The sequence below is a fragment of the Mycobacterium alsense genome (assembly GCF_002086635.1).
In the GTDB taxonomy this organism is placed as follows: domain Bacteria; phylum Actinomycetota; class Actinomycetes; order Mycobacteriales; family Mycobacteriaceae; genus Mycobacterium; species Mycobacterium alsense.
This window is the reverse complement of the sequence record NZ_MVHD01000013.1, coordinates 1-14,118: the sequence shown is the minus strand read 5'-3', so window position 1 is coordinate 14,118 and position 14,118 is coordinate 1. Positions and strand designations below refer to the sequence as shown.

Annotated in this window: 12 protein-coding genes; 4 read left to right on the top strand and 8 right to left on the bottom strand. The window is 70.7% G+C overall.

All coding sequences use genetic code 11. From position 1 onward, the window contains the following. Window positions 1-10: 10 nt before the first annotated feature. The gene (gene trmI, locus BST11_RS10105) at window positions 11-862 is read right to left on the bottom strand and encodes a tRNA (adenine(58)-N(1))-methyltransferase TrmI (RefSeq protein WP_083137853.1); all 852 of its coding nucleotides are present in this window, start codon (window positions 860-862) and stop codon (window positions 11-13) included. Between the two features lie 73 nt (window positions 863-935). Between trmI and BST11_RS10100 the strand changes: the two genes are divergently transcribed. Then, window positions 936-1,805, top strand: a complete 870-nt coding sequence (locus tag BST11_RS10100) for a RecB family exonuclease (RefSeq protein WP_083137852.1) — start codon at window positions 936-938, stop codon at window positions 1,803-1,805. Next, window positions 1,802-2,599: a thioesterase family protein gene (locus tag BST11_RS10095; protein ID WP_083137851.1), complete on the top strand. Its 798-nt coding sequence runs from the start codon at window positions 1,802-1,804 to the stop codon at window positions 2,597-2,599. The genes BST11_RS10100 and BST11_RS10095 overlap by 4 nt, the downstream gene beginning before the upstream one ends. Here the strand turns inward: BST11_RS10095 and BST11_RS10090 are convergent. From BST11_RS10090 to metH, 5 genes are all read right to left on the bottom strand, one after another. Next, window positions 2,596-3,975: an FAD-containing oxidoreductase gene (locus BST11_RS10090; RefSeq protein WP_083137850.1), complete on the bottom strand. Its 1,380-nt coding sequence runs from the start codon at window positions 3,973-3,975 to the stop codon at window positions 2,596-2,598. The two genes, BST11_RS10095 and BST11_RS10090, sit on opposite strands and share 4 nt — an antisense overlap. After that, the gene (locus tag BST11_RS10085) at window positions 3,972-4,487 is read right to left on the bottom strand and encodes a DUF4126 domain-containing protein (RefSeq protein ID WP_083137849.1); all 516 of its coding nucleotides are present in this window, start codon (window positions 4,485-4,487) and stop codon (window positions 3,972-3,974) included. Before BST11_RS10085 ends, BST11_RS10090 begins: the two co-directional genes overlap by 4 nt. 78 nt (window positions 4,488-4,565) lie before the next feature. After that, window positions 4,566-5,423 (bottom strand): ATP phosphoribosyltransferase, encoded by an 858-nt coding sequence (hisG, locus tag BST11_RS10080; protein ID WP_083137848.1) that lies wholly within the window; start codon window positions 5,421-5,423, stop codon window positions 4,566-4,568. A gap of 2 nt (window positions 5,424-5,425) precedes the next feature. Next, on the bottom strand, window positions 5,426-5,707 hold the full coding sequence (locus BST11_RS10075) for a phosphoribosyl-ATP diphosphatase (RefSeq protein WP_083137847.1): 282 nt from the start codon (window positions 5,705-5,707) through the stop codon (window positions 5,426-5,428). A gap of 48 nt (window positions 5,708-5,755) precedes the next feature. Further along, window positions 5,756-9,418: a methionine synthase gene (gene metH, locus BST11_RS10070; protein WP_244897606.1), complete on the bottom strand. Its 3,663-nt coding sequence runs from the start codon at window positions 9,416-9,418 to the stop codon at window positions 5,756-5,758. A gap of 470 nt (window positions 9,419-9,888) precedes the next feature. Here metH and BST11_RS10065 point away from each other — a divergent pair, with 470 nt between their 5' ends. Beyond that, window positions 9,889-10,764 (top strand): PAC2 family protein, encoded by an 876-nt coding sequence (locus BST11_RS10065; protein WP_067316773.1) that lies wholly within the window; start codon window positions 9,889-9,891, stop codon window positions 10,762-10,764. Between the two features lie 28 nt (window positions 10,765-10,792). Here BST11_RS10065 and mshC read toward each other — a convergent pair whose 3' ends face one another. Next, on the bottom strand, window positions 10,793-12,028 hold the full coding sequence (gene mshC / locus BST11_RS10060) for a cysteine--1-D-myo-inosityl 2-amino-2-deoxy-alpha-D-glucopyranoside ligase (RefSeq protein WP_083137845.1): 1,236 nt from the start codon (window positions 12,026-12,028) through the stop codon (window positions 10,793-10,795). Between the two features lie 26 nt (window positions 12,029-12,054). After that, window positions 12,055-12,867 (bottom strand): 3'(2'),5'-bisphosphate nucleotidase CysQ, encoded by an 813-nt coding sequence (locus BST11_RS10055; protein WP_083137844.1) that lies wholly within the window; start codon window positions 12,865-12,867, stop codon window positions 12,055-12,057. Window positions 12,868-12,981: 114 nt separating this feature from the next. Between BST11_RS10055 and BST11_RS10050 the strand changes: the two genes are divergently transcribed. After that, on the top strand, window positions 12,982-14,118 hold a 1,137-nt coding region (locus BST11_RS10050), incomplete at its 3' end, for a PE family protein (protein ID WP_083137927.1).

Below are 14,118 nucleotides of genomic sequence, written 5' to 3'. Positions count from 1 at the left end.
CCAGCCCTGCCTATCCGTCGCGGCCCTCGCGCTTGCGGCCCAGCGGCGCGGGCGCGACGACGCCGGGGGCCAGCCGCCGGCTGAAGATCAGGAACGCGGTGTGCCCGCGCATCGAATGCTGCGGGCGGACGGCGAGCCCGACGACGTTCCAGCCGCGCTGCAGCGTCTCCCACGCCCGCGGCTCGGTCCAGCACCGCTGGTCCCGCAGGGCCTCGACCGCACGCGACAGCTGGGTGACGGTGGCCACATAAATCATCAGCACGCCGCCGGGGGCCACCAGGCGCGCCACCGCGTCGAGCACCTCCCACGGCGCGAGCATGTCGAGCACGGCGCGGTCGAACGCGCCGTCGGGCAGGTCGGAGTCCCTCAGGTCGTCGACGATCAGCTGCCAGTTGTTCGGAAGCCCGTCGTCAACGCCGAAGAAGTTGGCCACGTTGCGGCGGGCGTGCTCGGCGTGGTCGGCGCGCTGCTCGTAGGAGACCACCCGCCCGTCGGGGCCGACGGCGCGCAGCAGCGAACAGGTCAGCGCGCCGGATCCCGCCCCGGCCTCGAGCACCCGCGCCCCGGGACCGATGTCGCCCTCGTGCACGATCTGGGCGGCGTCCTTGGGGTAGATCACCTGCGGCCCGCGGGGCATCGACAGCACGTAGTCGACCAGCAGCGGGCGCAGCACGAGGAACAGGGCGCCGTTGCTGGACTTGACCACGCTGCCCTGTTCCAGCCCGATCACCGCGTCGTGCGCGATGGCGCCGCGATGCGTGTGGAACTCGGCGCCTGGCGTGAGCGTCATCGTGTAGTGCCGCCCCTTGGCGTCGGTGAGTTGGACGCGCTCACCAGCGGTCAAGGGGCCGGTGAGAGACACGCCGTCCAGCGTGCCAGCCGACTCGCCGCGGCCACTGCCCGGGGTTGTCGGCCCCCGGTTCTAGGCTGCGGGCATGGACGTCCAGCCGGAATCGCTCAGGCCGCGTCCGGCGCTCTCGCCGTCGCGGGCGGCGGACTTCAAGCAGTGCCCGTTGCTTTATCGGTTCCGGGCGATCGATCGGCTGCCCGAGGCGCCGTCGACGGCGCAGCTGCGGGGATCGCTGGTGCACGCGACCCTCGAGCAGCTCTACGGCCTGCCCGCGGGGCAGCGCGTTCCCGACACCGCGAACTCGCTGGTGGAGCCCGCCTGGGAGCGGGTGATCGCCGCCGAACCCGACCTGGCCGCCGGGCTGGACCCCGCACAGAAGACGCAACTGCTCGAGGAGGCCCGCGCGCTGCTGTCGGGCTACTACCGGCTGGAGGACCCGACCCGGTTCGACCCGCAGTGCTGCGAGGAGCGGGTGGAGGTCGAGCTCGCCGACGGCACGCTGCTGCGCGGGTTCGTGGACCGGATCGACGTCGCCGCCACCGGCGAGCTGCGCGTGGTCGACTACAAGACCGGCAAGGCGCCGCCGGAGGCGCGGGCGCTCGCCGAGTTCAAGGCGATGTTCCAGATGAAGTTCTACGCGGTGGCGCTGCTGCGCTCCCGCGGGGTGCTGGCCACCCGGCTGCGGATCATCTATCTGGCCGACGGCCAGGTGCTGGACTACACGCCCGACCACGACGAGCTGCTGCGCTTCGAGAAGACGCTGATGGCGATCTGGCGCGCGATCCAGGCCGCCGCGCCGACGGGTGATTTCCGCCCCAGCCCGTCGCGGCTGTGCGACTGGTGCCCGCACCAGCAGCTCTGCCCCGCCTTCGGCGGAACGCCGCCCCCATACCCCGGCTGGCCGGAAGACGCTGCGCCGGAAGTTATTTCGCGTCCGACCGAACCGGCGGCATGACCGGCTGCTTTTACCGTCGCCTCCCGGCCGAAGGCGACCTACAGTGCTTCGGCTCGACCGACTTCACGCGCAGCAACTGGAGCCCCGAGCTCCAGCACGGCTCGCCGCCGTTGGCGTTGCTGACCAAGCTGATCGAGGAGCGCTCGGCCGGCTCCGGCCTGCGCATCGGCCGGCTCAGCCTGGACATCCTGGGCGCGATCCCGGTGCGGCCGCTGCGCGCGCGGGCGTGGGTCCAGCGCCCGGGCTCGCGGGTCTGCATGATGGCCGCGGAGCTGTCGGCCGACCGCGACGGCGCGCCCCCGCGCGCGGTGGCCCGGGTGACGGCGTGGCTGCTGGCGGCCACCGACACCACCGACGTCGCGTGCGACCGCTATCCGCCACTGGTGGAGGGGGCCGCCCAACCGCTTCCCGCGCCGTTCGCCGACGCCGGCGGCTATTTCGACGCGATCCGCTGGCGCCCGCAGGACGTTGGGCGGCAACCGGCCGCGGTGTCCTGGTTCAGCCCACTGGCGCACGTCGTCGACGCCGAACCCACGTCGGCGCTGCAGCGCCTCGCCGCCGTCGTCGACTGCGCGAACGGCGTCGGCCGGGTGCTCGATCCGGAGCGGTTTGTGTTCATGAACACCGACACCGTCGTGCACCTGCACCGTCTTCCCCTCGGCAACGACTTCGCGCTGCGGGCGCGCGCGTCGATCGGCCCGGACGGCATCGGGGTCACCACGGCCGAGGTCTTCGACCGCGACGGCTTCATCGGGACGTCGGCGCAGACGCTGCTGCTCCAGCGCAGGCCCTAGCTCAGCGGCGACATCTCCTGCAGCATCGTGGGAATGAGCTCGCTGACGGTCGGGTGGATGTGCATGGTGCGCGACAGCGTGGTGTACGGCGCCTTGGCGGACATGACGTCCAGGATGGCGTGGATCGCCTCGTCGCCGCCGACGCCGAGGATGGCCGCCCCCAGGATCTCGTCGGTGTCGGCGTCCACCACGATCTTCATAAAGCCTTGCGTCTCACCCTTTTCCACGGCCCTGCCGACGCGGGTCATCGGCCGCTTGCCGACCAGCGCCCTGCGCCCGGACGCGCGGACCTGCTCGACGGTCATGCCCGCACGCCCCAGCGGGGGGTCGATGTAGAGCGCGTAGGTGGTGATGCGGTCGCTCACCCGGCGGGGGTCGCCGTCGAGCAGGTTGGCCGCCACGATCTCGAAGTCGTTGTAGGAGGTGTGGGTGAAGGCGCCTTTTCCGTTGCAGTCGCCCATCGCCCAGATGTGCTCGACGTTGGTCCTCAGCTGGTCGTCGACCTCGATGCAGCCGTTGGCGTCGGTGCGGACGCCGGCCGCGTCCAGGCCCAGGTCGTCGGTGTTGGGCCGGCGCCCCACGGCCACCAGCAGGTGGCTGCCCGCGATGGGGACGGCGCCGGCACGGGGCGTGAGGTCAAACCCGTTGCCCCGTTTGCTGATTCGCACGTCGTCGGCGTCGACGACGACGTCGACGCCTTCGGCCTCCAGGATGTCCCGCACGGCGGCGGAGACGTCCTCGTCTTCGCGCGACGCCGGCCGCGGGCCGCGTTCGACCACGGTCACCCGTGCGCCGAACCGGCGGTACATCTGGGCGAACTCCAGCGCGATGTAACCACCGCCGAGGATGACGAGATGGCTTGGCAACGTGTCGAGTTCGAGGATCGACACGTTGGTGAGGAATTCGACGTCGGACAGTCCCGGAACGTCGGGCACCACCGCGCGGCCGCCGACGTTGAGGAAGATCCGGTCGGCGCGCAGCACGTCGCCACCGGGGCCGCCGACCCGCAGCGTGTGTGGGTCGGTGAAACGAGCGTGGCCACGAAACACCGTGCACCCGTCCATGCCCTCCAGCCAGCTTTCGACCCCGTGGCGGTCGGCGAGCATGATGTCGTCCTTGCGCGCCTTGACCTTCGCCATGTCCACGCCGACCGGTCCGGTCGCGACGCCGTAATCCGCTCCGCGCCGGGCCAAGTGGGCGGCGTGCGCGCTGGCCACCAGCGTCTTGGTCGGGATGCATCCGGTGTTGACGCAGGTGCCGCCGATCAGTTTGCGCTCGATGACCGCGACGCGCTGCCCGGCCGCGGTCAGCCGCCCGGCCAGCGGGGGCCCGGCCTGCCCGGCGCCGACGATGATGGCGTCGAAACGCTGGGTCACTTAACGGCCGTCAGCAGGTATTCCGTCAGCACGTGGCCCGTGATTGCGAGGATGGCGAACCCGCCAAGGATTGCGACCGCGTCCTCGAGTAGCGCGATCGGCAAGTCCCTTCCAACCGCGGCGGCCAGACGTTTGCGGGCCTGATAGCCGCCGAGCGTGCCGAGCACCGCCCCGATGACGCCCGCGCCGAGGGCGGAAAAGGTCCAGTGCGGCCACGCGCCCAGCACCGCGCCCGCGAACCCGCCGGTGACGAGCCGGGCGGCGAAGATCGGTGGCGCCGTGCGGGCCGGGGTCTTGGGCAGCTTGTCGTTGACCAGTTCACCGACCGCGAGGACGCTGAACACGATCGCCGCGATGAGGGAACCCATCCAGGCCGCCCAGGTGCCGTGCAGGTTGATCCATGCGAGCGCCCCGGACGCGGCCCAGGCGACCACGGCGGGCGCCGTCAGCGAACGCAACCCGGCGACGACGCCGATCAGCAAGGCCAGCAGCAGAATGAGCGCGTGTGTCACGAAGACCCTCCTGGGGACGAACAGCGCGGCGACGGTAAGGCGGACGCTAACACAGCCGTGATCGCGGCGCGCGTCCGATCAGAACCGGCAGAACCTGATGTCGGAGGCCAGGATCGCCTTGGCCCCGATGGCTGCCAGCTCGTCCATGATCTCGTTGACGCCCCGGCGCGGCACCAGCGCGCGGATGGCCACCCAGTCCGGGTCGGCAAGCGGGGCGATGGTCGGCGACTCCAGCCCCGGCGTGATCGACGTCGCGCGGTCCAGGGCCGAGCGCGGGCAGTCGTAGTCGAGCATCAAATATTGCTGGCCGAAGACCACGCCCTGGATCCGCGCGACCAGCTGATCGCGCGCCGCTTTCGCTTCGTCGTGGCCGTCGTGGTCGGTGCGTTCGATCAGCACCGCCTCCGAGTCGCAGATCGGATCCCCGAAGGCCACCAGGTCATGCAGGCCCAGGGTGCGCCCGGACCCCACCACGTCGGCGATGGCGTCGGCCACGCCGAGCTGCACCGAGATCTCCACCGCGCCGTCGAGCCTGATGACGGTGGCCTCGATCCCCTTGTCGGCCAAGTCCTTTCGGACCAGGTTCGGGTACGCGGTGGCGATCCGCTTGCCGGCCAGGTCGGCCGTCGTCCAATCGCAACCGGCCGGGCCGGCGTAGCGGAAGCTCGACGACCCGAAACCCAGCGCGAGCCGCTCGCGCACCGGGGCGTCCGAATCGCGCACCAGGTCGCGTCCGGTGATGCCGAAATCCAGCTCGCCCGACCCGACGTAGATGGCAATGTCCTTGGGGCGCAAGAAGAAGAACTCGACCTGGTTGACCGGGTCGATGACGGTCAGGTCCTTGGAATCGGTGCGTCGCCGGTAGCCGGCCTCGGCGAGGATCTCGGTGGCGGGCTCGCTGAGCGTGCCCTTGTTGGGTACCGCAACCCGCAGCATGCTCACAGCTTCCGGTAGACGTCGTCGAGGGACAGCCCGCGCGCGATCATCAGCACCTGCGTCCAGTACAGCAACTGGCTGATCTCCTCGGCCAGCGCGTCGTCGGGTTCGTGCTCGGCGGCCAGCCACACCTCGCCGGCCTCCTCGAGGATCTTCTTGCCCAGGCCGTGGATGCCACCGTCGAGCGCGGCGACGGTGCCGCTGCCGGCCGGGCGGGTGCGGGCGCGCTCGCCGAGCTCGGCGAACAGATCCTCGAACGTCTTCACGGCGAGCGATTGTTTCACGCCGCGACGGGCATAGTCATCTGGGTTTCCGCCGCGTTATTACCGGGCTCAGTCCTCCGGGTTGTAGGCGAGGTTGGAGCTGAGCCAGCGCTCGGCCTCCCGCAGGGTCCAGCCCTTGCGCCTGGCGTAGTCGGCGACCTGGTCCTGGGCCATCCGGCCGACGACGAAGTACTGCGACTGCGGGTGCGAGAAATACCAGCCGCTGACGGCGGCACCGGGCCACATCGCCATCGACTCGGTCAGCTCGATGCCGGTCCGCTCGTGGACGTCCATCAACGTCCAGAGCGTCGCCTTCTCGGTGTGTTCCGGGCAGGCCGGGTAGCCCGGGGCGGGGCGGATTCCCTGGTACTTCTCGGCGATGAGCGCGTCGTTGTCCAGTTGCTCGTCGGGCTGGAATCCCCAGAACTCCTTGCGAACCCGCTGGTGCATCCGTTCGGCGAAGGCCTCCGCCAGCCGGTCGGCGAGCGACTCCAGCAGGATCGCGCTGTAGTCGTCGAGGGCCGCCTTGAACTCCGCGATCTTTTCTCCGCTGCCGAGCCCCGCGGTGACGGCGAAGGCGCCGACGTAGTCCGCCAGACCCGTTTCTTTGGGGGCGATGTAGTCGCCCAGCGACCGGTTCGGGATGCCCTCGCGGTGCTCGCCCTGCTGGCGCAGGTTGTGCAAGACGGTCAGCACCTCGGTGCGCGTGTCGTCGGTGTACACCTCGATGTCGTCACCGACCGCGTTGGCCGGGAAGAAGCCGATCACCGCGTTGGCCGTCAGCCACTTCTCCTTGATCAGCGTGTCGAGCATCTCCTGGGCGTCGTCGTAGAGCTTGCGGGCCGCCTCCCCCGTCGCCGGGTTGTTGAGGATGTCGGGGAAGCGGCCCTTCATCTCCCAGGCGTTGAAGAACGGCTGCCAGTCGATGTACTCGCGCAACTCGGCGAGGTCGTAGTCGTGAAACTCCCGCACGCCCAGTCCCTGGGCGGGCACCGGCGGCGTGTAGCCGTCCCACTCGATCGGCGTCCGGTTCGCGCGGGCCTTCTCCAGCGTCAGCATCGGCCGCTCGTTCTTCTGGGCGTGCCGTTCGCGCAGCGACGCGTAGTCCTTCTCGGTCGCCTCCAGCAGGGGACCGCGCTGCTTGTCGTCGAGGAGCGCCGCGGCGACCGGCACCGAGCGGGACGCGTCCTTGACCCAGACCACCGGACCGCTACGGCGCGGGGCGACCTTCACGGCCGTGTGGGCGCGCGAGGTGGTCGCGCCACCGATCAGCAGCGGGATGTCCAGACCCTCCCGTTCCATCTCGGCGGCGAAGTTGACCATCTCGTCCAGCGACGGGGTGATCAGGCCGGACAACCCGATGATGTCGGCGTCGTGCTCGTTCGCCGCGGCCAGGATCTTCTCGGCGGGCACCATCACCCCGAGGTCGATCACTTCGAAGTTGTTGCACTGCAGGACGACCCCGACGATGTTCTTGCCGATGTCGTGGACGTCGCCCTTGACGGTGGCCATCACGATGGTGCCGTTGGTGTCCTTGCCTGCGGCAGCGCCGTTCTGTTCCTTCTCCGCCTCGATGAACGGCAGCAGGTACGCCACCGCCTTCTTCATCACCCGGGCCGACTTGACCACCTGGGGCAGGAACATCTTGCCCGAGCCGAACAGGTCGCCGACGACGTTCATGCCGTCCATCAGCGGACCCTCGATCACCTCGATCGGGCGCCCACCCGCCGCGGCGATCTCGGCGCGCAACTCCTCGGTGTCCTCGTCGACGTGCGCGTCGATGCCCTTGACCAAGGCGTGCGTGATCCGCTCGCGGACCGGGAGGCTGCGCCACTCGGCCGCCGCCGGATCCTCGGACTTGCCCGAGCTGTTGAACCGCTCGGCGATCTCCAGCAGCCTCTCGGCCGCGTCCTCGCGACGGTTCAGGACGACGTCCTCGATGCGGTCCCGCAGCTCGGGGTCGATCGAGTCGTAGGGCACCAGCGCGCCGGCGTTGACGATGCCCATGTCCAGGCCGGCCTTGATGGCGTGGAACAGGAACACCGAGTGGATCGCCTCGCGGACGGGGTTGTTGCCCCGGAACGAGAACGACACGTTCGAGATGCCGCCGGAGATGTGCACCCCCGGCAGGTTCTCCTTGATCCAGGCGCAGGCCTCGATGAAGTCGATCCCGTACGTCGCGTGCTCCTCGATGCCGGTCGCCAGCGCGAAGCAGTTCGGGTCGAAGATAATGTCCTCGGCCGGGAAGCCGACCTCTTCGGTCAGGATCCGGTAGCCGCGGCCGCAGATCTGCTTGCGGCGTTCCAGGTTGTCGGCCTGCCCCTGCTCGTCGAAGGCCATCACCACGACCGCGGCACCGTACTTGCGGCACAGCCGGGCCTCGCGGATGAACTTCTCCTCGCCCTCCTTCAGGGAGATCGAGTTGACGATCGGCTTGCCCTGCACGTTCTTCAGGCCCGCCTCGATGACCTCCCACTTGGACGAGTCGATCATCACCGGGACGCGGCTGATGTCCGGCTCGGCCGCGATCAGCTTGGTGAACCGGTCCATCGCGGCGACGCCGTCGATCATGCCCTCGTCCATGTTGATGTCGATGACCTGCGCGCCCACCTCGACCTGCTGCAGGGCGACCGACAGCGCGGTGTCGTAGTCCTCGGCCTTGATCAGGTTGCGGAACCGGGCGGAGCCGGTGATGTTGGTGCGCTCACCGATGTTCACGAACAGCGAGTCGTCGGTGATGTTGAGCGGCTCCAGGCCCGCGAGCCGGGTGGCCACCGGGATCTCCGGCAGCTCGCGCGGCGGCTTGCCGTTGACGACCTTGGCGATCTCGGCGATGTGCGGCGGCGCCGTGCCGCAGCAGCCACCGACCAGGTTGACCAGGCCGGCGTCGGCGAAGTCGGCGATGTAGCTCGCCTGGCGCTCCGGGGACTCGTCGTACTCGCCGAAGGCGTTGGGCAGGCCGGCGTTCGGGTAGCAGGACACGAACGTGTCCGCGATCCGCGACATCTCGGCGATGTAGGGCCTCATCTCCGGCGCGCCCAGCGCGCAGTTGAGGCCGACCGCGAGCGGCTTGGCGTGCCGGATCGCGTTCCAGAATGCCTCGGTGACCTGACCGGACAAGGTCCGCCCGGAGGCGTCGGTGATGGTGCCCGAGATGATGACCGGCCAGCGGCGCCCGCGCTCCTCGAACAGCGTCTCCACGGCGAACACCGCCGCCTTGGCGTTCAGCGAGTCGAAGATCGTCTCGATGATGAGCAGGTCCACACCACCGTCGACCAGGCCGTTGGCGGATTCGAGGTAGGCGGCGACCAGCTGGTCGTAGGAGACGTTGCGAGCGCCCGGGTCATTGACGTCCGGCGAGATCGACGCGGTCCGCGTCGTCGGCCCGATCGCGCCGGCGACGTAGCGCGGCTTCTCCGGCGTGCTGTACTCGTCGGCGGCCTTGCGCGCCAGGGCGGCACCGGCGTAGTTCAGCTCGTAGGCCAGGTCCGCCATGTCGTAGTCGGACAGCGAGATCGCGTTCGCGTTGAACGTGTTGGTCTCCAGGATGTCGGCGCCCGCGTCGAGGTACTCGCGGTGGATCCCCTCGATGATCTGCGGCTGTGTCAGGTTGAGCAGGTCATTGTTGCCCTGAAGAGCGGTCGGCCATTCGGTGAACCGGGCGCCGCGGTAGCCGGCCTCGTCCGGCCGGTCCCGCTGGATCGCCGTGCCCATCGCGCCGTCGATCACCATGATCCGCTCGCGCAGTGCAGCCCTGAGATCGTCGGTGCAGTCGGGACGGATGTTCGGCGCGAAGGTGTCCGAGTTAGCGGCGTTCACGTACGTTCCTTCCGTAGCGGAAGGCGTCCTTAATTCTGCCGAGCGTGGCGGTAACGGGCAGCGACCCGGAACCGTTGCAACGCCTCTCGACCATGAAAGTCTACGTCGTCACCCGACGTCTGGACGCCCAGCTCGACCCGATCCGCTCGGCGATCGCGGTGCGCTCGAGCGCCAGCTCGCGGATCTTGTCGGCAATGTCGCAATTACCAAGGTTAACCAGTTTGCAGGCGAACGTATTTCGTCGTGACCGCGTCGCCGCCGGTCGCCGAAGCCGTCCAGGGCGTCCCGGGATGCCGGCGTCGTGGCGGTTCCGAGTCACCCCACAAGGATAGTCGGGCTATGCAAATGGCCGGGCGGCCCGCGAAAGGCCGTACGCTGATTCTGTGACTTCGCCTGATGGTGGCCCGACCGGCGGCGCGCTGCCCGAGCTGCACAACACCATCGTCGTGGCCGCGTTCGAGGGCTGGAACGACGCCGGCGACGCCGCCAGCGACGCGCTCCAGTACCTCGACGCCATCTGGGAGGCCGACCCGATCGTCGAGATCGACGACGAGGCGTACTACGACTACCAGGTGAACCGCCCCGTCATCCGGCAAATCGACGGGGTCACCCGGGAGCTGGTGTGGCCGGCGATGCGGATCACCCACTGCCGCCCGCCCGGCAGCGATCGCGACGTCGTGCTGATGCACGGCGTGGAGCCGAACATGCGCTGGCGCACCTTCTGCGCCGAGTTGCTGGCCATCGCCGACAAGCTGAACGTCGACACCGTCGTCATCCTCGGGGCCCTGCTGGCCGACACCCCGCACACCCGCCCGGTTCCGGTGTCGGGCGCGGCCTACTCCCCCGAGTCGGCCAAACGCTTCGGCCTCGAGGAGACCCGCTACGAGGGCCCGACCGGGATCGCGGGGGTGTTCCAGGACGCCTGCGTGGCCGCCGGCATCCCGGCGGTGACGTTCTGGGCCGCGGTGCCCCACTACGTGTCGAGCCCGCCCAACCCGAAAGCCACGGTGGCGCTGCTGCGGCGCGTCGAAGACGTGCTCGACATCGAGGTCCCGCTCGGTGACCTGCCCGCGCAGGCCGAGGAATGGGAGCAGGCCGTCACCGAGATGGCCGCCGAGGACGAGGACCTCGCCGAATACGTTGCGTCGCTGGAGCAGCGGGGCGACGCCGAGGTCGACTTGAACGAAGCCCTGGGCAAGATCGACGGCGACGCGCTGGCCGCGGAGTTCGAGCGGTATCTGCGGCGACGGCGCAAGTAGGCCGCCGCGGGCTATTCCCGCGACGCCGTCACAGCTCCACCCCCAGCAGCGCGTCGACCGCGGCCGCCACCAGCGCCGGCGCCGCGGCGTCGTGGCCGCCGTACTCCAGCGCGTCGGTGGCCCAACCGTCAAGGGCGGCAAGGGCTTTCGTGGTGTCAAGGTCGTCGGCCAGATAGCGGCGTACCCGGGCGACGGCGTCGGTGGCGTCCGGGGCGGCGGCCAGCGAGGTGGCCGCGCGCCAGCGCCGCAGCCGGGCGTTCGCCTCGTCGAGCACCTGCGGGCTCCAGAACCGGTCGGCGCGGTAGTGCCCGGCCAGCAGGCCCAGCCGGATGGCCGCCGGTTCCACCCCCTGCGCGCGCAGCGCCGACACCAGCACCAGGTTGCCGCGGCTCTTGGACATCTTGTGCCCGTCCCAGCCGATCATGCCGGCGTGTACGTAGTGCCGGGCGAATCTCCGCTCGCCGCGCACGCACTCGGCGTGGGCGGCGGTGAACTCGTGGTGCGGGAAGATCAGGTCGCTGCCCCCGCCCTGGATGTCCAGGCCGCTGCCGATGCGGCTGAGCGCGATCGCGGCGCACTCGACGTGCCAGCCGGGCCGCCCGGCGCCGAACGGCGACGGCCAACTGGGCTCGCCGGGCCGCGCGGCCCGCCACAGCAGGGCGTCGAGCTCGTCGGTCTTGCCGGCGCGGTGCGGGTCGCCGCCGCGCTCGCCGAACAGCCGCAGCATGGTGTCGCGGTCGAAGCCGGACTCGTAGCCGAACTGCGCCGTGGCGTCGGCGCGGTAGTAGACGTCCGGGTGGTCACCGTCGAGGACGTACGCGGCACCCGACGCCAGCATCTTCTCGACGAGCTCGACCACCTCGGGGATCGCCTCGGTCGCCGCGACGTACTCGTGCGGCGGCAGTATCCGCAGCGCCGCCATGTCCTCGCGGAACAGGGCGACTTCGCCCTCGGCCAGCTCCCGCCAGTCGACGCCGTCGCGCGCGGCGCGCTCCAGCAGGGGATCGTCGATGTCGGTGACGTTCTGCACGTAGTGCACGTCGTGGCCGAGGTCGAGCCACAGCCGGTACACGAGGTCGAATGCCAGGTAGGTGGCCGCGTGACCCAGGTGGGTGGCGTCGTAGGGGGTGATCCCGCAGACGTACATGGTCGCTTTCGACCCGGCCGCCACCGGACGGACCTGCCGATCGGAGGTGTCGTAGAGGCGAAGCTCCGGTCCGCGCCCCGGCACCACCGGAACCTGTGCGGAAGACCACGCCTGCATATCGTCGACTCTAAACGCGCGCGCGATCAGCGAAATTCCTGGCGGATGGCGCCGAGCAGGATCGGCGCCAGCTCGGCGCGGCACATGACGAAGTCGGGCAGGTACGGGTCGAGCTGGTTGTAGCGCAGCGGCGAGCCGTCCAGCCGCGAGGCGTGCATGCCGGCGGCCATCAGCACCCCGGCCGGCGCCGCCGAGTCCCATTCCCACTGGCCGCCGGCGTGCACGTAGGCGTCGACGTCGCCGTCGATGACGGCCATCGCCTTGGCGCCCGCCGAGCCGATCGCCACCGGCTGGATGTGCAGCGTCTGGCTCATGCGGTACAGGACCGCGGGTGGCCGGGTGGCGCTGACGGCGATGCGGATCGTGCCGGGGATGCCGACGCGCGCGGCGCCGGCGGTGACGGTGTCGCTGCGGTACACCGTGTTTCCACGGGCGGGCAGGGACACGGCCGCGTCGGTGATCTCGCGCCGGCCGTCGCCGGGCTCGCCGGTGGGACGCCGCCACAGCGCGATGTGGACGGCCCAGTCGTCGCGGCCCGGCGTGGAGAACTCGCGGGTGCCGTCCAGCGGGTCGATGATCCACACCCGGTCGTGATTCACCCGCGAGAGGTCGTCGTAGGCCTCCTCGCTGAGCACCGCGTCGCCCGGGCGTTCCGCGCGCAGCCGCCGCAGGATCAACTGGTTTGCCAGGGCGTCGCCGGCGTCGCCCAGCGCCCAGGGATGGCCGAAGCCCATCTCGTCGCGCACCTTCAGCAGCAGCTCCCCCGCGTCCGCGGCGAGATCGGCGGCCAGCGCCGCGTCGGTCAGGTCATTCGTCGCATCCTCGGCGGCCGGGCTCACCGCATCAGTATCACCGACCCGAGACAATCCCGAACTTTCGAACTCCGGCGTGTGCCCGCCGGTTGCGATTTATGCTTCGAGCTCAAGGAGTCTCGATCGGACGGGGCCAGCTTCATGTCGTTTGTCGTCGCGTCACCCGAAGCGCTGGCGGCGGCGGCCGGCGATTTGACCGCGATCGGTTCGGCGATCAGGACGGCCAACTCCGCGGCCGCGGGCCTGACCACCGACGTGTTGCCGCTGGCCGCGGACGAGGTGTCGGGAGCCATCACCGGGCTGTTCGGCGACTACGCCCAGGCCTATCAGGCGCTGAGCGCTCGGGTGGCCGGCTTCCATGACCAGTTTGTGCGGGCCGTCACCGCCGCTGCGAGCTCCTACGCGGCCGCCGAGGCGGCCAACGCCGCGCCCCTGCAGGCCGTGCAGCAAGAGCTGCTCGACCTGGTCAACGGGCCCACCCAGGCGTTGCTGGGCCGCCCGCTCGTCGGCAACGGCGCCGACGGGGCGCCCGGGACCGGTCAGAACGGCGGGGACGGCGGACTGCTGTACGGCAACGGCGGCAACGGTGGGTCCGGTGGCGCCGCCCACCCCAACGGCGGCAACGGCGGCAACGCCGGGCTGATCGGCAACGGCGGCAGGGGCGGGGGCGGCCTTGTCTCCGCGGTCGCCAGCGGCGGCAACGGTGGCAACGGCGGCAACGGCGGATGGCTCTATGGCGCCGCCGGCGGCGGCGGCGCCGGCGGCATGGGCGCCATCAACGGCGGCAATGGCGGCGCCGGTGGCAACGCGGGCCTGATCGGAAGCGGCGGCGCCGGCGGTGACGGCGGGAGTTCCGACAACGCCGTCCCGAACTCGGTCGGTGGCGGTGGTGGCAACGGCGGCCACGGCGGGTTCGTCGGCAACGGCGGGGCCGGCGGCAACGGCGGCGCCGGCTTGCTGGGCGGCCCGGGCGGATCCGGTGGCGCGGGGGGCCGGCTGTTCGGTTCCGGCGGCACCGGCGGTCACGGCGGTGCCGGCCCGGTCGTCAACGGGTACGGCGGTCACGGCGGCACCGCCGGGCTGATCGGCGACGGCGGCGCCGGCGGCGACGCCGGTGCCGGCATCGGTGCCGGCAACGTCGGTGGGGGCGGCGGCAACGCCCAGCTGATCGGCAACGGCGGCGCCGCGGGCAACGGCTCGGGCGTCTTCGCCGGCGGGGCGGGCGGCGTCGGCGGCCTGCTGTACGGCACCGGCGGAGCCGGCGGAACCGGCGGCGCC